At 47.0% G+C, this 16,738-nt stretch carries 16 protein-coding genes and 1 tRNA gene; 7 read left to right on the top strand and 10 right to left on the bottom strand.

Translation table 11 applies throughout. The features are described from left to right. Positions 1-2 precede the first annotated feature (2 nt). Positions 3-953, bottom strand: a complete 951-nt coding sequence (gene rsgA / locus IX315_RS01340; protein ID WP_018357343.1) for a ribosome small subunit-dependent GTPase A — start codon at positions 951-953, stop codon at positions 3-5. 5 nt (positions 954-958) lie between these two features. Then, the gene (gene frr / locus IX315_RS01335) at positions 959-1,477 is read right to left on the bottom strand and encodes a ribosome recycling factor (RefSeq protein WP_394365976.1); all 519 of its coding nucleotides are present in this window, start codon (positions 1,475-1,477) and stop codon (positions 959-961) included. Positions 1,478-1,988: 511 nt separating this feature from the next. On the opposite strand from frr, the gene IX315_RS01330 reads away from it, so the two are divergent. The 6 genes from IX315_RS01330 (at position 1,989) to IX315_RS01310 (ending at position 8,124) form a co-directional block, all read left to right on the top strand. Then, positions 1,989-3,278: an O-acetylhomoserine aminocarboxypropyltransferase/cysteine synthase family protein gene (locus tag IX315_RS01330; protein WP_134849178.1), complete on the top strand. Its 1,290-nt coding sequence runs from the start codon at positions 1,989-1,991 to the stop codon at positions 3,276-3,278. Then, complete coding sequence (locus IX315_RS01325) at positions 3,275-4,201, top strand: alpha/beta fold hydrolase (protein ID WP_211635511.1); 927 nt, start codon at positions 3,275-3,277, stop codon at positions 4,199-4,201. The genes IX315_RS01330 and IX315_RS01325 overlap by 4 nt, the downstream gene beginning before the upstream one ends. Further along, positions 4,198-6,627 carry an aspartate kinase gene (locus IX315_RS01320; RefSeq protein WP_134849176.1) on the top strand — a complete coding sequence of 810 codons (2,430 nt, stop codon included), beginning with the start codon at positions 4,198-4,200 and terminating at the stop codon, positions 6,625-6,627. Before IX315_RS01325 ends, IX315_RS01320 begins: the two co-directional genes overlap by 4 nt. Before the next feature lie 555 nt (positions 6,628-7,182). After that, the gene (locus tag IX315_RS01315) at positions 7,183-7,428 is read left to right on the top strand and encodes a hypothetical protein (RefSeq protein ID WP_211837098.1); all 246 of its coding nucleotides are present in this window, start codon (positions 7,183-7,185) and stop codon (positions 7,426-7,428) included. After that, the gene (locus IX315_RS09705; RefSeq protein WP_244973046.1) at positions 7,409-7,645 is read left to right on the top strand and encodes a hypothetical protein; all 237 of its coding nucleotides are present in this window, start codon (positions 7,409-7,411) and stop codon (positions 7,643-7,645) included. Before IX315_RS01315 ends, IX315_RS09705 begins: the two co-directional genes overlap by 20 nt. After that, entirely contained in the window at positions 7,609-8,124 is a 516-nt protein-coding gene (locus tag IX315_RS01310; RefSeq protein ID WP_342356939.1) for a porin family protein, read from the top strand. The genes IX315_RS09705 and IX315_RS01310 overlap by 37 nt, the downstream gene beginning before the upstream one ends. A 45-nt stretch (positions 8,125-8,169) precedes the next feature. Here the strand turns inward: IX315_RS01310 and IX315_RS01305 are convergent, their stop codons facing one another. The 3 genes from IX315_RS01305 to IX315_RS01295 all read right to left on the bottom strand — a co-directional run bounded on the left by IX315_RS01305 (position 8,170) and on the right by IX315_RS01295 (position 11,086). Next, a complete protein-coding gene (locus IX315_RS01305; RefSeq protein WP_018357350.1) occupies positions 8,170-8,691 on the bottom strand; it encodes a shikimate kinase in 522 nt (173 codons plus the stop codon). Positions 8,692-8,762: 71 nt separating this feature from the next. After that, positions 8,763-10,865, bottom strand: a complete 2,103-nt coding sequence (locus IX315_RS01300; RefSeq protein WP_211837097.1) for a S46 family peptidase — start codon at positions 10,863-10,865, stop codon at positions 8,763-8,765. 148 nt (positions 10,866-11,013) lie between these two features. After that, positions 11,014-11,086, bottom strand: a tRNA-His gene (locus IX315_RS01295). A 185-nt stretch (positions 11,087-11,271) separates the two neighbouring features. Between IX315_RS01295 and IX315_RS01290 the strand changes: the two genes are divergently transcribed. Then, entirely contained in the window at positions 11,272-11,961 is a 690-nt protein-coding gene (locus IX315_RS01290) for a DUF134 domain-containing protein (RefSeq protein ID WP_211830092.1), read from the top strand. A 6-nt stretch (positions 11,962-11,967) separates the two neighbouring features. Here the strand turns inward: IX315_RS01290 and IX315_RS01285 are convergent, their stop codons facing one another. From IX315_RS01285 to uvrC, 5 genes are read right to left on the bottom strand one after another with little or no spacing between them, the layout of a single operon-like run. Continuing rightward, on the bottom strand, positions 11,968-13,155 hold the full coding sequence (locus IX315_RS01285) for a hypothetical protein (protein WP_211639425.1): 1,188 nt from the start codon (positions 13,153-13,155) through the stop codon (positions 11,968-11,970). Between the two features lie 30 nt (positions 13,156-13,185). Beyond that, on the bottom strand, positions 13,186-14,115 hold the full coding sequence (deoC, locus tag IX315_RS01280; protein WP_211837096.1) for a deoxyribose-phosphate aldolase: 930 nt from the start codon (positions 14,113-14,115) through the stop codon (positions 13,186-13,188). A gap of 9 nt (positions 14,116-14,124) precedes the next feature. Continuing rightward, a complete protein-coding gene (locus tag IX315_RS01275; protein WP_211635516.1) occupies positions 14,125-14,469 on the bottom strand; it encodes a nucleotide pyrophosphohydrolase in 345 nt (114 codons plus the stop codon). After that, positions 14,466-14,915: a D-aminoacyl-tRNA deacylase gene (gene dtd / locus IX315_RS01270; protein WP_018357356.1), complete on the bottom strand. Its 450-nt coding sequence runs from the start codon at positions 14,913-14,915 to the stop codon at positions 14,466-14,468. The genes IX315_RS01275 and dtd overlap by 4 nt, the downstream gene beginning before the upstream one ends. Beyond that, positions 14,912-16,738 carry an excinuclease ABC subunit UvrC gene (gene uvrC / locus IX315_RS01265; protein WP_018357357.1) on the bottom strand — a complete coding sequence of 609 codons (1,827 nt, stop codon included), beginning with the start codon at positions 16,736-16,738 and terminating at the stop codon, positions 14,912-14,914. The genes dtd and uvrC overlap by 4 nt, the downstream gene beginning before the upstream one ends.

The following is a 16,738-nucleotide window of genomic DNA, read 5'->3' as shown; positions in this document are numbered from 1 at the left end:
TCCTAGAGCCTGTACTTACTCTCCTCCTCCTCATTGAGGATGCTCAGGTAGCTCTTGTATCGAGAGGCAGGTATCTTACCCTCGGCTATAGCCCTACGCACTGCACAATCTGGCTCGTGAGTGTGCGTACAATCGCCATAATAACAAGCCTTCCCCACCTCGAATATCTCACGAAAGTAGTGACCGACCTCCTCTCGTTCGAACTCAATGGTACCAAACCCCTTAATACCTGGGGTATCAATCAGATAAGTGCCCTTTTGTGACCCAAAAGGTATCATCTCAGAGAAGGTGGTGGTATGTACTCCAGTATTATTTTGCTCCGAAATAGCCTGTGTCCGAAGATGTGCCTCAGGGACTAATGCATTGATAAAAGTCGACTTGCCCACCCCGGAGTGCCCACTAATAAGGGTAACCCCTTCTGAAATGTAGGTTCTGAGCTCCTCTAACCCAATTCCCTCCTTTGCCGATATCACAAAACAGCGGTAGCCCAAGTGTTCATAGGTATGCAGCAACTCATTGAGTTTTTGTCGCTCACGGTCGGTATACCGATCTACTTTATTGAAGACCAAAGCGGTCTCCACCCTATACGCCTCGGCAGTAGCGAGATAGCGGTCGATAAATGTAGTAGATGTAACGGGATAATTGATGGTCACCAAGAGCAATGACCTATCAAGATTAGCCCCTATGATATGGGACTGCTTGGAAAGATTGGACGAACGACGGATAATATAATTGCGTCGTGGGTGTATGTTGGTTATCCACGACATCTGCTCGCCCTCGTCCGTAGCGGGCAGCTCAAAGTCAACAACATCACCTACAGCTACAGGGTTGGTGGTACGGATACCGTTAAGTTTGAAACTTCCCTTCAACTTGCAGTTGTACGATTCTCCCGTCTCCACCTTTACGAGGTAGAAACTCCCGGTATTCTGCACCACCAATCCCGTATTTGCCATAGGTCTTATACCGTCATGATCTCCTTCTCCTTTGCGGCGAAGAGCTCTTCTACCTTCTTTATATAGGTGTCGTGGAGCTTCTGAACATCAGCTTCACCACCCTTAGATACATCCTCAGGCATACCCTCCTTAATTTGTTTTTTAAGCGTGTCGATAGCATCACGGCGACCATTGCGGATACTCACCTTTGCCTGCTCAACCTCAGCCTTCACCTGCTTAGCGAGGTCACGACGTCGATCCTCGGTAAGTGGTGGCATGCTAATGCGAATCAACTCCCCATTATTCTCAGGCATAATACCTAGGTCAGAATCAATAATCGCCTTCTCCACATCACGAATCAAGTTCTTCTCCCAAGGCGTCACAATAATAGTCTTGGCATCAGGCACTGACACATTGGCAACATTGCTCAGTGGTGTAGGATTGCCATAATACATCACGCGGATATCATCTAGAAGTTTAGGGTTGGCTTTACCTGCACGGATCTTCGCCAGTTTCTCCTCGAGAAAGACGATGGTTTCATTCATCGCACTCTTCGTCTCCTTCAGTATCGTTGCTAAATCTTTCATGTCTAAAATGTCTCTATAGTTATAACTTTATCACAAAGATAGGGAAAAAGAAGGCACTAAGCAAAATTTAGCGCACTCTTTATGCCTTTGCAACACACGTCAACTAATAATAAGGCATTACAAAGAAGTCTCTTCAGGATAACACCAACCTACATATACTAGCGAGGCAGTTTATATTTTTTGTTTATTAGAAATATTTTGTATCTTTGGCGCAGACTTGGCAGTGTTACTGCCGGAATATAATGAGTTAGATTCAGTATAATATGATACACCAGAGTGTACAGATGATGGGTATGATGATGCGAATGTCTATGATGATGTTCGCCGATACGTTGTACCCCAAAGAGTCCATTCTGATAGTGTAGTATAATATTTATTTATCATAAAGACTGCTGGTACGACGACAGACGTGCCAGCAGTCTTTCTTTTTATCTGGAATCATGTATTAACGACTTAATAATTATCAACCATGAGTAAACAAAGTAATTCTTTCGAAACCCTAGCTCTGCATGCAGGCTACAATCCGAGTGATGACCAATTTGGCTCTGTTGCAGTGCCGCTATACGACAATACTGCATATGTCTATAGAGATAGCCAATATGCCGCGGATGTCTACGCTCTCAAAGAGGGAGGGCTCATATACACACGGCTCAATAATCCTACTACAGATATATTGGAGAGGAGACTTGCCGCAGTAGAGGGGGGCGTAGCATCTCTTGCTACATCATGCGGACAAGCTTCTATCTCCACTACCCTCCTTTCCCTTCTTAAAAGTGGCGATCATATTGTAGCTAGCGAAAGCCTCTACGGTGGCACATTTAACCTCCTAAATAGTACCCTCCCTCGCTTTGGCATCCATACAACTTTCACCAATGTGCACGACTTAGACCAGGTACGCAAGACCATTACACCTGAGACAAAGCTGATACTAGCGGAGGTATTAGGCAATCCTAAGCTCGACTTGGTCGATATTTCTGCCCTGAGTGCTGTCGCACACGAGCATGGTCTACCCCTTTTTGTGGATAACACCTGTACTGTAGGGCTTTATCGTCCACTCCTCGAAGGTGCTGATGTGGAATTCTTGTCTCTTACTAAGCTTGTTTCAGGCAATGGCACAACCTTAGGTGGAGCTATTATCGATTCGGGTAGATATGATTGGGGCAATGGTCGGTTCCCTGATCTTTCTGAGCCAAGTGCATCGTACCATGGACTTACGTTTAGCGACGCTTTTGGCAATCACGCACTCATCGTCTGGCTTCGAGCTGTAGGGCTGAGGGATATTGGCACATGTATTAGCCCTTATAATTCTGCACAGATCATTAAAGGTTTGGAAACTCTTTCCCTCCGTGTGGCGCGTGCCTCTGAGAACGCATTGAATCTTGCTAAGTGGCTGGAGACTCATCCATTAGTGGCATGGGTTAGATACCCTAAGCTAGGGAGCCATGAGCACTATGACTTGGCAAATAAGCAATTGAAAAAGGGTGGTGGCGTATTACTTACTTTTGCGCCAAAGGGAGGTTATGAAGTGGCTAAACGATTGGCAGAGCGAACCGATCTATTTAAGCTAGTGGCGAATATTGGAGACTCCAAATCTATCTTAATTCATCCAGCCAGCACCACACATGCCCAGCTTACTAAGGAGGAGCGTAACAGCATAGGCGTGAGTGATGACCTAATACGTCTCTCTATCGGACTAGAGGAGGTTGAGGATCTTAAAGCGGATCTAAACGCAGCACTTAAAATAGCTCAGAATATATGAGTCTCTCCTACTTATACATCCCTCACTTCATTACCCACAAGGGCGTAGAGCTACCAGAGGTGGAGCTAAGCTATGAGTTAGCTGGTCAACCTCTGGGTGAAGCTCCTGTAGTCTTGGTGTGCCACGCCCTCACAGGCAATTCTTCTGTGGCTGGACCAAGAGGTTGGTGGGCGAGTTTGATTGGGGAGGGCAAAGCTATAGATACCACAGTGTACACCATCCTTAGTTTCAATATCCCGGGGAATTGCTACGATGGGCGTGTGCTGTACGACTTCGACACATTTGATGTAAAAGATGTGGCTCGGCTGTTTATCCTCGGAACGAAGCATCTAGGCATCACAGAGCTAGAGTTGGTGATTGGTGCAAGCTTAGGAGGAGGTCTAGCATGGCAAATCGGAGCTCTTATCTCCGACCAGTGTCGTTACTTAATCCCAATTGCCTCCCACTACAGAACCAATGACTGGTTGCTTGCACAGACAGAAGTCCAACACCTCCTTCTAGAAGGTTCTCACCCTTTGGAGCATGCCCGCATACATGCTATGCTTTGCTATCGTACCCCTTGGTCGTTGGATCATCGATTTGGCGGATCAAAGCTAGAGGATGGCACGCCCAAAGTACTAGATTGGTTGCACTATCATGGACGGGTACTCGCAGAGCGTTTTCAGCTGCATGCCTATCGAGTAATGACGTACCTCACAAGTACGATAGGGGTAGCAGACAATGCGGAAGCACTGAAGCCCCTTCGAGAAAAGGTACACATTGTGAGCATAGATAGCGACCTTTTGTTTCCTCATTACTTAGGTAAGGAGACTGCTGAAGCTATAGGAGCGACGCTCCATACAATTCACTCAGAGCATGGGCACGATGCCTTTTTGATGGATTATGACCAGCTCTCGAAGATTATTAAAGAGATATTTGCATGATAGTAATGAAGTTTGGCGGGCAATTGCTCGCAGATAGAGCAGGACTAGATCGCACTATAGAATTAATCAGCGACAGCCTCCATCAAGGAGAGCAGCCGGTCGTAGTCCTTTCGGCAAGGGGCAATACCACTGACTTACTACTAGATATCATACAGTTAGCACTGAGTAGTAAGCCTTTTGAGTCTGAATGGGAAACTCTCGTGGAGGAGATACTTAATGGAAGTAGCTTCCGTTTTGACAACGATTTAGCAGACCTTCTGAAGCTCTTAGAAAGCATCTCGTACCTCAGGGAGTGTACTCCAGTGGTGCAAGATAGAGTACTCTCCTATGGGGAACTTCTGACGGTTAAGCTTGTAGCACACGAATTAAGACAACAGGGGATAGAGGCACTTCCAATTGACTCCGGAGACTTCATCATTACTACTGATCAACATGGAGATGCTACTATCCTTCCAGAGTCTGAGCGACTAGCTCAGCAGTACTTTAGCCGTTTAGGCGTTGGTGTCCTACCCGTAGTAACTGGCTTTATAGGTCGAACCAGACAGGGCAAACGTACCACTGTTGGGCGTAATGGGAGCAATTATACTGCGACTTGGTTGGGAAGCGCACTAGGGGCAAAGCGAATAGAGATTTATACTCCTCTAGATGGTATCTATACCGCCAATCCCAACCTTGTACTAGAAGCACAAAAGATTAGTCATCTGTCTTATTCAGAGGCGACAGAACTAGCACAGTATGGTGCTGAGATTCTCCATCACCAGACGATTGATCCCCTAATCGACAAAAAGATTCCTTTGGAGATTCGCAATAGTTATAGCCCACTAGGTATTCATCAGAGGGGTACGCTCATCACCTCGACAGAAGACGTACAGGGCAATGGCAGCGTGAGGGCGCTGGCTACTCAGAAAGGCAAGAGCCTAATTCGCTTTGAAGGACATGAGATGATGGGGCGCTCTGGAATAGATGCTCGTATCTTCGGGGCATTGAGCAAAGCCGGAGTGAGTGTTAGTCTCGTATCTCAAGGTAGTTCGGAGCGAGGAATAGGGATAGTGTTGGATAGTGCTGAGACAGATAGAGCCATAGCAGCACTCAATGGGGCATTTGCGCAAGAGATAATAGCGGGAATTACCTGCCCTGTGAAAGCGACAAGAGACCAAGCTGTGGTGGCACTGATAGGCGTACCCCTCTCCCAGTTTGACAAACCCTATAGCGCCCTTGTGCGACATGGCATTGTACCAAAACTCATCAATATCGCCATTCCTAGCAACACCCTATGTCTGCTAATAGATGAGAAGGAGGTGCCCCTTGCCCTCAACGTAATGCACGGTGTGCTTTTTGATAAAGAACGAAAGATACACCTTGCAGTTGTAGGGCACGGCACTGTAGGAGGTGCACTTCTTGATCAGATCGTATCCCAACGAGAGGAGTTGAAGCGTAGAAAGGGATTAGATATTACGGTATTCGCTATAAGCAATTCCCGTAGACTATGGTTTACCAAAGGCGATATAGATGCGACGTGGCGTGAACAGATAGCACAAGCTGAGCCTATGGAGGATGCAGTAAGCGCCATCATTAGATATGCGAAAAAAGAACACCTCGAAAATCTCATCTTTGTCGATAACACTTCCTCCACTCCTATCTCAGAACGGTATACCGAACTAGTGCAGGCAGGGTTTGACCTAGTAAGCTCTAATAAAGTGAGCAATGTGCAGCCCTACGAGGGCTACTTGGCATTGAGAAGGGTGCTTAGCCAGCATAGAAAAAGCTACCGATACGAAACTAATGTGGGGGCAGGTTTGCCTCTTATCGACTACCTCAAACTACTGCACCTCTCGGGAGATCGGATTACCTCGATACGTGGTTTATTTAGTGGTTCTCTTGGGTACATATTCAATGCTCTCAGCGAGGGACGTGCTTTTAGCGAAGTACTAAAAGAAGCTGTAAACAAAGGGTTTACCGAACCTGACCCACGTATTGATCTTAGCGGTATCGATGTAGCACGGAAGGTACTGATCCTTGCAAGAGAACTAGACCTCTCTGCCGAACTTGATGAAGTAGAGATACAAAACCTCGTGCCTCCAGTACTACAAAGCAAAACAACTGACGAGATGTGGTCGCAAATCACGGTTTTCGAGTCGCATATAGCAGAAATCTCAAAGGTTGCGGAGGGGGAGGTAGTCCGGTATGTAGGTACCCTGATGATGCCTAATGGAAATGAGCCAGCACACCTTTTCTGTGGTTTGGAGCGACTGCCTAACAATAGTACTTTTGGTCAAGTCCGAGGGGCAGACGGTTGTTTTGAAATCTACACAGAGAACTACGGCTCTCTCCCCATCGTCATTAGAGGAGCTGGTGCAGGCGCTGCTGTGACTGCCCAAGGGGTCTTTAGTGATATCCTGCGTACTGCTGAAGCCCACATCACTTAGTGTGCAGAGTCAAGTAAATCAGAGTGCCGTAGTCAATAGACCAGAAAAACCTCAGACACATAAGGTCAACTATCTAGTAAAATAGTCTCCGAAAAAGGTCAACTAAACTAGGGCGAGCCAGTACCGCAGGGGCGAAAAATCGTTCACCCATACCCGTTGACCGCTCTATATATACCCCATGACCATTTAATATATACTAATTGCTACAATTAATATATACTAATTACCCAATTTAATATATACTAAATATACCATTTAGTATATATTAAATGGTCATGGGATATACCAATGCCGCTCAATGCCTATGGGAAAACGTCTTTTTACCTCTACTATAGAGGTTTACGGCTTGAATATCGTTGGATTTTTCAGGGTGTATCTACTATCTTACTTGACCTTATGTGCACGAACTAGTACTGGGCTATTGACTACGGCATTCTGCTTTGCTTGACTAAGCGCACTAGTTGGTTGACCTTCCAGAGAAGGTCATAGAGCGCCAATTTGGTAAGGAAGTAGTATCTTTGCGCTGAAATTTTCAAGCAACAAATACACATAATCATGATGAAGAGATTTAACACAGCAAGCACAGCCCTGTCAGCAATGCTTGTGCTTGCCCTAGGGATTAGCGGATGCATTAAGCCTGAGGCGCCTAATGCAGAGGCAGACATCCTCACTTGCGAAGTCGCAAAGGAATTGCTCTTTAGGAGCCCCTCTGTCTCTAATGACAAGGTAGAGATTATGGTGAATGCGTGGACTGATGTGACCTATTACAAGTGTATCGGTAGTGGCACAAGATATCATTAGAACCAAGAACAACTACGAATTTGAGCTCAAGGCTGGTCTTAACTTCTTAGGAGGAACGGCACCCATGGGACTGCCGGTGGAGATTCGCTCTATCGATGGGTATAAGCCTAAGTTTGGCGGCTCTTTTGAGGGGTTGCCACCCGATGGTTTGGGGAGCGACATGGCGATGCTGAGTGGGGTATCTCCGCTGGTCTCCGTATCGAAAACCGCGGGATGAGCACCAAGGCAACGGTCAAGAGTTTCTTTACAAGTGTCCCTGTGAATAATACAGACGTATCGGGCTACTGGACAGGTAAAGTAGACATGGATTACGCTTCCACCCTGCTCAGTATACCAGTATTGGCAAACTACCGTTTTAATAGGGATTGGAAGGTAAGAGCAGGTCTATACGTGGGCTACCAATTGGATGGGAAATTTGGTGGAGCTGTCTATGACGGCTACCTCCGTAATGGTGCACCTACGTGTATTAAGATGCCTATTGAGGGCGATCAGCAGGCGCTCTACGACTTTACCGAACACATGCAGAGGTGGCAAAGCGGACTGGAAGTAGGCTTCTCTTGGAGGGCTTACAAGCACTTCCACGTCAATGCCGACCTAAACTGGGGATTTACCAATATCTTCAAGAAGGACTTCAAAGCCATTAGCTTCAATATGTATCCTATTTATCTACAAGCTGGTTTCGGCTACCAGTTCTAAAGCAAAGCAAGCCCCCAAGCTCCTAAGAGTTTGGGGGCTATTATTTTATAGTAACTTGAGAATCTCTTCTACTACTCTATCCTCATCCTCTGGTGTGTCGAGGTGCTCAACTTGTATGGTATGATGCGCTTGCTCATAGTAAGGCGAACGCATAGGGAGTGTAGCAGCCACATACCCCTTTACGCCCTCTTCGTCGAGATCAGCCACCAATGGGCGACTCTCCTTCACGGAGAAAAGACGGCTGGAGAGAGCTTCGGTCGAAGCCTGTAGGTATATGACCGTACCACGAAGTTTCATGGTCTGGATATTATCATCATTGGCTGCCATTCCTCCTCCAGTAGCAATGACGACATCTTGATACTGCGCTAGCTCTAGTAGGATGACCTTTTCGCGCTTACGAAACTTATCTACGCCACAACACGCCATCATATCACTGATAGAAGAGTGGTACTTCCGAGCAATGTAGACGTCCGTATCGACAAAAGGAAGACCGAGCTTGGCAGCTAGCTTACGACCGACAGTGGACTTGCCCACTGCGGTAAATCCGATAAGAAATATGGGTTTCATAGGATAAAAGAAAACGAGAGCCAAAGGGGCGCTACCACATAGCTCCTCCTTGGCTCTCGTTTGGACCTATATTACTTTACTAGTGTCAGCTCATCAACAAGGTAATCAGCCTTGCCCCAGTACTTAATAGCCCAGAGGACATAGCGGATATCTACGCTAATGGTGCGCTGGAGGTTGGGCTCAAACTCTATGTCGCCACTCATTGCCTCCCAGTTGCCATCGAAAGCAAGACCGATCAGATTACCATCGCCATTGAAAACAGGGCTACCTGAGTTACCACCGGTGATGTCGTTATTAGAGATAAAGCAGAGGTGTAGGTTGCCATCCCTATCGGCGAACTCGCCAAACTCCTTATTCTTGAACTTCTTGAGCAGCTCAGGTTGTACTGCGAATTCACTACTCTGTGGGTTTTCCTTCTCGAAGATACCTTGCTGAGTAGTGTAGTAATCGTACCAAGCACCATCGTATGGTTTGTAACCGCCTACATTGCCATAGCTGAGTCGCATAGTGAAGTTGGCGTCACTAGGTAGATACTCGTCGCTCATCTCCTGTAGGCCAGCCATAAAGAGGCGGCGTCCCTTCTGATACATAGCGCCAGTCTTCATCAGCTTACCTCTGAGGATATTGATCTGCTCTGAATAGCTCTTCATTACCTGTACAGCTGGGTCGGTTTCGTGTGCTGCCTTGAGCATCTCGTAATTCTTGAGTGCCTGGACCATACGATCCTTATGAAGAACTACAGAATTATCGTACACGTACTCGGCAAACTTCTCGTAGTCGCCACCGAAGTCCTTATCGATAGTAGCGAAGATAGATGGCAAATAGGCTGGATCGACCCGCTCCTTAGTCACCTTGAGCATCACTGGGAGTACCGCTTTACCAACGATTGGATTAAAGTCCTTATAAAGGGCATCGGCATCGAAAGCCTTGAGATCTTCTGATGGCATGGCAGAGAAAGCACGGAACTCTGTACCACTAAGTGCCTCTGAGAGGATGGTGAAGTTCTTCATAATCTTGCCACGAGCCTCTAGAGGAATCCTTAGGCTATCGAGGACAAAGCCATACTTCTCAGTGCGCGCCTCATCAGCAGCAACCCACTCTGAGAACTTGCGCTCGATCTCCTGCTTATTCTTGACTACATCAAGCGCACGTAGACCCTTATTCATACCTATGGAGTTTTTCCAATAGTTAGAGCTGCTCGCATATTTATTGGCATACTGGATACGGATGGCTGGGTCGCTCTCCATGTACTTAGTCCAAACCCCTTGCTTAAGTCCGCGAACGAGGATACGTGGTGCATTCTCATTTTCCATCCTATTAACAACACCCCAAGAGCTGAGGTAACGATCGGTGCTACCAGGGAAACCAATGGTCATTGCGTAATCGCCCTCCTTAACACCAATAGTGGATACCTTAGCATAGTGGCGTGGCTTGTATGGCTTATTATCGGCTGAGTAATCGGCAGGCTTATTGTCTTTGCCTGCATATACACGGAAGACAGAGAAGTCATTGGTATGGCGAGGCCACATCCAGTTGTCTGTGTCGCCTCCGAACTTACCCATGGATACTGGTGGTGCAAATACCAAACGAACATCGGTAAATACATCGTATATCACGAGGTAATAAGCATTGTGCTCGTAGAATGGATAAACAGCTACTGCAGTATGTGGATCGCCCTCATACTTGGCTTCTATCATACTCGCAGCCATCTGGATCGCCTGCATACGCTTCATCTCGTCGTCGATACCAGCGACAGAGGCTAGCACTTGGTCGGTGACATCTACGAACTCGCGGAGATACATAACGGTAAGGTTGGGGATAGGGAGCTCTTCGCTCTTATTGCCCGCAACGAAACCATTCTTGAGGTAATCATGCTCAACTGAGCTCTGGCTCTGGATAGAGCGGTAACCACAGTGGTGGTTCGTGAAAAGTAGACCTTGGTCCGATACTGTGATAGAGGTACAGCCATTATCAAAGGCTGCCACTGCACTGGATAGGCTAGTGCCATCCTGGCTGTAAAGATCATTGGCATTGAGCTTAAGACCTAGCTCGCGCATACGATCCATGTTCTCCTGCTTGATCATGCTGATGAGATACATACCCTTATCTGCTTTCGCCATAGGAGCTATAAGCATAAGCGCAAGTACGATCAGAGAAAATCTAAGATGCTTCATACGTAATTTATTGTAAGTAATTAAAATCATGTGCTACAAAGTTAACTATTTCCTATGAACTACAGGGGCAAACGAAAAAAGGAACCAAGGTAAATATGACCTTGATTCCTCTTAAACAATACAAAATGTATAACACCTAAACACAGAGGGTGAACGACGGGGGTCGAACCCGCGACAACTGGAACCACAATCCAGTGCTCTGCCAACTGAGCTACGTCCACCATTTCAATCGAGATTACTCAATTGCGACTGCAAAGATACACAATATTTTGTAATCACCAAATCTATAAGCCACACAAAAACAGGGTGACAGGTAAACTAGCACACGATTTTAACGAAAGAGTCAGTAATTATGAACCAATGTTCAGAATAATCGTTATCTTTGCGGTGAATAGATAGAAGTATTATGGCAAGACCAAAATCCAATCGCCTAGTAATGAAGGCGCCAACTCATACCGGCTTCAAGCCGTGCGGAAAAGTCTGCGGAGACGATCGACCCATCCAACTGAAGCTGGATGAATACGAAAGTATCCGTCTTGTAGATTATGAGGGGATGCAGCAGTCCGATGCGGCTGAAGCCATGGGGGTGTCGCGCCCTACCCTTTCCCGAATCTATGATAATGCGCGGAAGAACGTGGGAAAAGCCTTGGTAGAGGGAAGAGCCATCACGATACAGGGCGATAATCTCGGTTTTGACCAATTCAAAGAACAGAAAGTAAACATCAGGATTATGAATCAGAAGATCGCGATTCCAACCAATGAGGGAAAACTCTTTGGGCACTTTGGCAAGGCGCCACAAGTGACTATTGTAACTGTAGAAAATGGTAAAGCAACAAAGACAGAGGTAGTTGTAGCTCCAGAACATGAACATGGCTCTATGCCGAAGTTTATCGCTGGACACGGATGTACCGATGTTATCTGTGGTGGACTAGGAATGCACGCCAAGGAAATGCTCAATGAGTTGGGCATACAGGTACATAGCGGTGCACCAGCTTTGCCAATCGAGGAGATAATAGAACAGTATCTAAATAGCTCTATAACCTACGGTGAAAGCGGCTGCTCCTGCACCTGTTCGCACCACGGACACGGGCACTAAGAGGAGCTATTTGCCGAGGAGCTGCTCGAGGAACCGAGGATAGCTCTTGGCGATACATCCGGGATTGAGAAGGACTGTAGTGACTTCTGGCAAGGTAACAGCAAAGACGGCAAAGGCCATAGCCACACGGTGATCTCCATGCGGGTTAATCATCACCATTTCGGGGAGCTTGCCCCATGTGCCATCCCAGCTGATGGCATTGTCGGTAATGGAGAAGCCCCCGACGTTGTACCACTCCACAGCCTCAAGGAAAGAGGCTATACGATTGCTCTCCTTGTACCTAAGGTTGCGGGTACCGTTAAAAGTAAATGGTCTACGATTGCGGATGAAGGCAAGGGCAAGCGGGAGAAAGCTATCGAGGTGTTGGTCAATATGAAGTACCACTTCCTCTGTACACTGGTCGGTTTTTGCACCGCTGACCTCTAGGATATTGCCCATAGAGGAAGTGGTGATGCCTAACGGCACAACGCTTTGCTGTATTAGCGCATCGGGCTGTAGGCTTTCTCTATGGAGCCCTGGCAACTGTATACTTAGCTGTTCTGGATGACTCATAGCGAGCTGGTACCAGAAGGTAGCTGCGCTCCAATCCCTCTCTAAGGCGTTCTGCTCTTGCTGCAGAACGCCTTTTGTTAACTGCAGATAAGTATAGGAGGGCGTCTGCTCGGAAAAATCGAAGGTGACCATATTGCCTAACGCCCTATTACAGATAAGGATAGCGCTACAATACTGACTGCTTTTCCACTCGGTATGGAGGTGCACCTGCTTTACGGGGATAAGCGGAGTTATGGCTACACCACAGTCGTGTAGTGTACACTTGGCACCCATACTAGGGAAGAAGGAGAGATCGTCTTGCTTGATGCGCTCCATGAGTTGAGGAGAGCCGACAAGGAAGGTCTCGCAACGCTCATAGATGGCAGCAATCATTAGGAAGCGCATAGCGGTACCACTGGAACCACAATCGAGCTGTATGGTCTCACCATTGGGACGCTGCCTAAGCAGGTGAACAGCGCGCCAGATCACCAAGATATCTTCATTACAAAGTGCATAAGCCTCTTCCTTCTCAGGCAGAGAGGGAAGAGGCTTATTTTGCATGTAAGTGAGTAGTAGCTGGCGGGCTACTATGCTCTTACTATAGGGGAGCTCTATACGCTGACGCCCAAGAAAGGAGCGATAGGTAAGAGCTAACTGCTTCATCTCGAGTAGAGAGCGGGTGACTAAAGAGGATTATCCGAGGTGCTTGAGTAGGTCTCCCTCGAGAGAACTAGCTCCGATACGGAAGAGTTTGTTGGTCATCCACTCCTCGCCAAGGATGCCCTTAACAATACAGAGGTACTGAATAGCTTCTTCGGTAGTGCGTACACCACCAGAGACCTTGAAGCCTCGCTTGATACCGAAGAGATCGTTGTATTGCTTCAACACACTACACATAACGTAGGCAGCCTCCATAGAAGCGCCTGGATAACCCTTACCTGTAGAGGTCTTGATGAAGTCGGCATCGCTATACAGTGCTAGGATACTTGCACGCTGGATATTTTCAGGTGTCTTGAGCGCTCCCGTCTCAAGGATAACCTTAAGGGTATGCCCTTTAGTAACATCGCGCAGTTCCTGAATCTCCTCAGTCACAGCCTTGTAGTCACCGCTAAAGAAGTTGCCTAGGTGCATAACGATGTCAATCTCATCTGCACCATCAGCGAGAGCCAGAGAGGTCTCAGCCACTTTAATCTCGGGAAAAGTCTGTGAGGAAGGGAAAGCACCAGAGACGCAACATACGTTGACGCCCTCAACCACGAGTGCTTCGCGCACAGTCTTGGCAAAGTTAGGGTACACACAGATACTTGCTACTGGTGGTATCTCGGGATTGGTGTCGTCCAACTCATTGACGCCCTTCACGAAATTGTATATCTGATCCGCATTATCCTCAGCCCCAAGAGAGGTGAGGTCTACAGTGCTATGCAGAAACTTGATGGTCTGCTTATTATTGAGACTATCGTAGTGATGATCGATCAGTTTCTTGATCTCTACCTGAATTTGCTCCGATGATAACGAAGGGGTAAAGGAATCGAAAGCGGCCTGAAACTTGCTCTGCCCTACATGGTCATGACTGTGGTCGTGATCATGGTTGTGATTGTGATCGTGAATGTGCTCTTTACTCATAAAACTATCTTACTTATCCAATTTATGGTTGTTTATATGTCTATCCTTGTCCCGCGATGTCTTCTTCTGGATATTCTTCTGAAGAGCTTCGGTAAGGTTGCAGCCGGTCTGATTGGCGATACAAGCAACGACCCAAAGGACATCCGCTAGCTCGTCTGCCAGACGCTCCTGACTCATCTCCTCTCCAAGCTTAGCGCTCTGCTCACCATACAAACGAGCCATGACACGCGCCACTTCACCCACTTCCTCGGTAAGGATTGCCATATTAGTTAGGGGATCAAAGTAGCGGACGCCATACGTCTTTATCCACTGGTCTACAATGGATTGCACTTCAGCTATCGTAGGACTATTCATCTATTCTTACTATCCATAATAATGGTAACGGGACCATCATTGAGAAGGGTTACCTTCATATCAGCACCAAAGATACCTTTTTGTACTGGTTTACCCAAATTCTCCCCCAAGAGCTGACAAAATCTATCATACATAGGCTGAGAGATTTCGGGGCGTTCAGCCTTGATATAACTTGGGCGGTTGCCTTTGTGCGTATCGGCAAGGAGGGTAAACTGAGATACGCAGAGTATCTCTCCGCCATGCTGGAGGATGCTTTCATTCATCACTCCTTGGGCATCATCGAAGATACGGAGATTGATGGTCTTCTTGAGAAGGTACTGCAAGTCCTTCTCTGTATCTCCGACCTCTACCCCATGGAGAACCATCATTCCGTTGCCAATCTCACTGACCAACTGACCATCGACGACTACAGAAGCGTGCTGTACACGCTGTATGACTACTTTCATTCTTGCTGCTCTCTAAAATAGTTATAGACCGTCTGCCCTTTCGCTACTCCGATAGATTCTTGGAGCTGTTCTAGGGAAGCCGATCGGATATTCTTAACGCTCTTGAACGACTTCAAAAGTCTCTGTTTGTACGCAGGTCCTATACCGGGTATCTCATCTAGTGCTGACTGGGTTTGTCGCTTGCTCCTTAGCTTACGGTGATAGGTGATAGCGAAGCGGTGTACTTCATTCTGTATTCGCTCTAGGAGATAAAAGACTTGACTGCGCTGCATGATACCGACTACCTGTGGAGGGTCTCCATAGAGTACCTGATTGGTATTGTGCCTATCATCCTTAGCTAGTCCCATCACAGGGATATCGGCACCCACCTCCCTAAGGGCTGCCTTAACGACCCCCATCTGTCCTTTACCGCCATCGGTAACGATAAGATCAGGTAAGGGCTGCTCCTCTTCAATCATCCGTCGGTATCGTCGGGTGACTACCTCGTGCATAGAGGCATAGTCATCGGGACCTGAGACTCCCCTTATCTTATAGAGGCGGTAGTCTTTCTTGCTCGGCTTAGCCCCTTTGAATACAATACAGCTAGCAACGGGATCGCTTCCTTGAATATTCGAGTTATCGAAGCTCTCCACATGGTACGGAAGCTTGGGCAATCCTACTGCCGACATCAGCTCTCGCAGAATCTGCGTATTACGCTGCTCAGGATTCATCTTTTCGGACTGCCTATGCTTATCCTTCATATACTGTTGCACATTCTGCTGACTCAGCTCAAGTACTTTGCGCTTCTCTCCCCTTTGCGGAATGGTTATGGTTAGGTGCGAGAAGTCGCCAAAAGAGGGCGCCTCTTCGAGAATTAGCTCTCGCACCTTGAAGTTCGTCTCATTGAGCAACTGTACTATTGCGGTAGAGAGGAAGTCACTCTCAGGGTCGTCATCGTCCATCAACTGTCGCTTAAACTCTAGAGTGCGACCAGCAATAATATTTCCATTGTGTACCTCTAGGTAATTAACATAGTAGGCATCTAGATCACTTGCGGCACTTACCACTAGCGCATTCCCTATAACATTACTAATGATAGTACTCTTGGCTTGATAGGAAGATATTTCTTGGAGCGTATGCTGAAGTTCCATAGCTCGTTCGAAATCCAAATCCTTACTTGCCTGAGCCATACTCTCCTCTAAGATTCCTCGTACATAACAGATATTACCGCGAAGAATCTCTATCGCCTGTCGAATACTTTCGTCGTAAGACTCCTTACTCTGAAGCCCTTCGCAGGGTGCCTGACATCTATTGATATGATACTTAAGACAGGCTCGGAATTTTCCCTCCTCTATCTGCTGTTCATTGAGCTTCAGGCTACAAGTTCGGAACTTGAATATCCTATTGAAGAGATTAATCAGTGTCCAAGCCATACCCTTATTCGGATAAGGACCGAAGTACAGGCTACCATCTCGGATCACTTTAAAGGTAACAAAGACTCGAGGGAATGGCTCCTTCTTAACACAGATATGCGGGTACAAGTCGCCCTCCTTAAGTAGAATATTATAGTGCGGTTGGTGTTGCTTGATAAGGTTATTCTCGAGAAGCAAAGCATCTAGTTCCGTTTCCACCACCATATACTCAATAGTGGCAAAAGCTCGAATAAGCGCACGCACTTTCCGATCACTATGATTCTTTTGAAAGTAAGAGGAGACACGCTTTCGTAAATTCTTGGCCTTACCCACATAGATAACCACACCCCCCGAGTCACGGTAGGTGTAGCAACCAGGCTTTTCTGGAATCACGCTTAAGCTCTCTTGTATTTCCTCTTTGCGTATAATCAT

It is taken from the genome of Porphyromonas levii, assembly GCF_018206105.1.
Classification (GTDB): domain Bacteria; phylum Bacteroidota; class Bacteroidia; order Bacteroidales; family Porphyromonadaceae; genus Porphyromonas_A; species Porphyromonas_A levii.
Note: the sequence above shows the minus strand (reverse complement) of the source record. Positions and strands in the feature narration are given on the sequence as shown.

What these genes read in the sequence shown, in the direction of transcription:
- deoC (WP_211837096.1), bottom strand. Translation starts at nt 14,115, where the DNA reads ATGAGTAAAGAGCACATTCACGATCACAATCACAACCATGATCACGAC.
- IX315_RS01285 (WP_211639425.1), bottom strand. Translation starts at nt 13,155, where the DNA reads ATGAAGCAGTTAGCTCTTACCTATCGCTCCTTTCTTGGGCGTCAGCGT.
- uvrC (WP_018357357.1), bottom strand. Translation starts at nt 16,738, where the DNA reads ATGATTATACGCAAAGAGGAAATACAAGAGAGCTTAAGCGTGATTCCA.
- rsgA (WP_018357343.1), bottom strand. Translation starts at nt 953, where the DNA reads ATGGCAAATACGGGATTGGTGGTGCAGAATACCGGGAGTTTCTACCTC.
- IX315_RS01275 (WP_211635516.1), bottom strand. Translation starts at nt 14,469, where the DNA reads ATGAATAGTCCTACGATAGCTGAAGTGCAATCCATTGTAGACCAGTGG.
- IX315_RS01320 (WP_134849176.1), top strand. Translation starts at nt 4,198, where the DNA reads ATGATAGTAATGAAGTTTGGCGGGCAATTGCTCGCAGATAGAGCAGGA.
- IX315_RS01305 (WP_018357350.1), bottom strand. Translation starts at nt 8,691, where the DNA reads ATGAAACCCATATTTCTTATCGGATTTACCGCAGTGGGCAAGTCCACT.
- dtd (WP_018357356.1), bottom strand. Translation starts at nt 14,915, where the DNA reads ATGAAAGTAGTCATACAGCGTGTACAGCACGCTTCTGTAGTCGTCGAT.
- IX315_RS01315 (WP_211837098.1), top strand. Translation starts at nt 7,183, where the DNA reads ATGATGAAGAGATTTAACACAGCAAGCACAGCCCTGTCAGCAATGCTT.
- IX315_RS01290 (WP_211830092.1), top strand. Translation starts at nt 11,272, where the DNA reads ATGGCAAGACCAAAATCCAATCGCCTAGTAATGAAGGCGCCAACTCAT.
- IX315_RS01330 (WP_134849178.1), top strand. Translation starts at nt 1,989, where the DNA reads ATGAGTAAACAAAGTAATTCTTTCGAAACCCTAGCTCTGCATGCAGGC.
- frr (WP_394365976.1), bottom strand. Translation starts at nt 1,477, where the DNA reads ATGAATGAAACCATCGTCTTTCTCGAGGAGAAACTGGCGAAGATCCGT.
- IX315_RS01300 (WP_211837097.1), bottom strand. Translation starts at nt 10,865, where the DNA reads ATGAAGCATCTTAGATTTTCTCTGATCGTACTTGCGCTTATGCTTATA.
- IX315_RS01325 (WP_211635511.1), top strand. Translation starts at nt 3,275, where the DNA reads ATGAGTCTCTCCTACTTATACATCCCTCACTTCATTACCCACAAGGGC.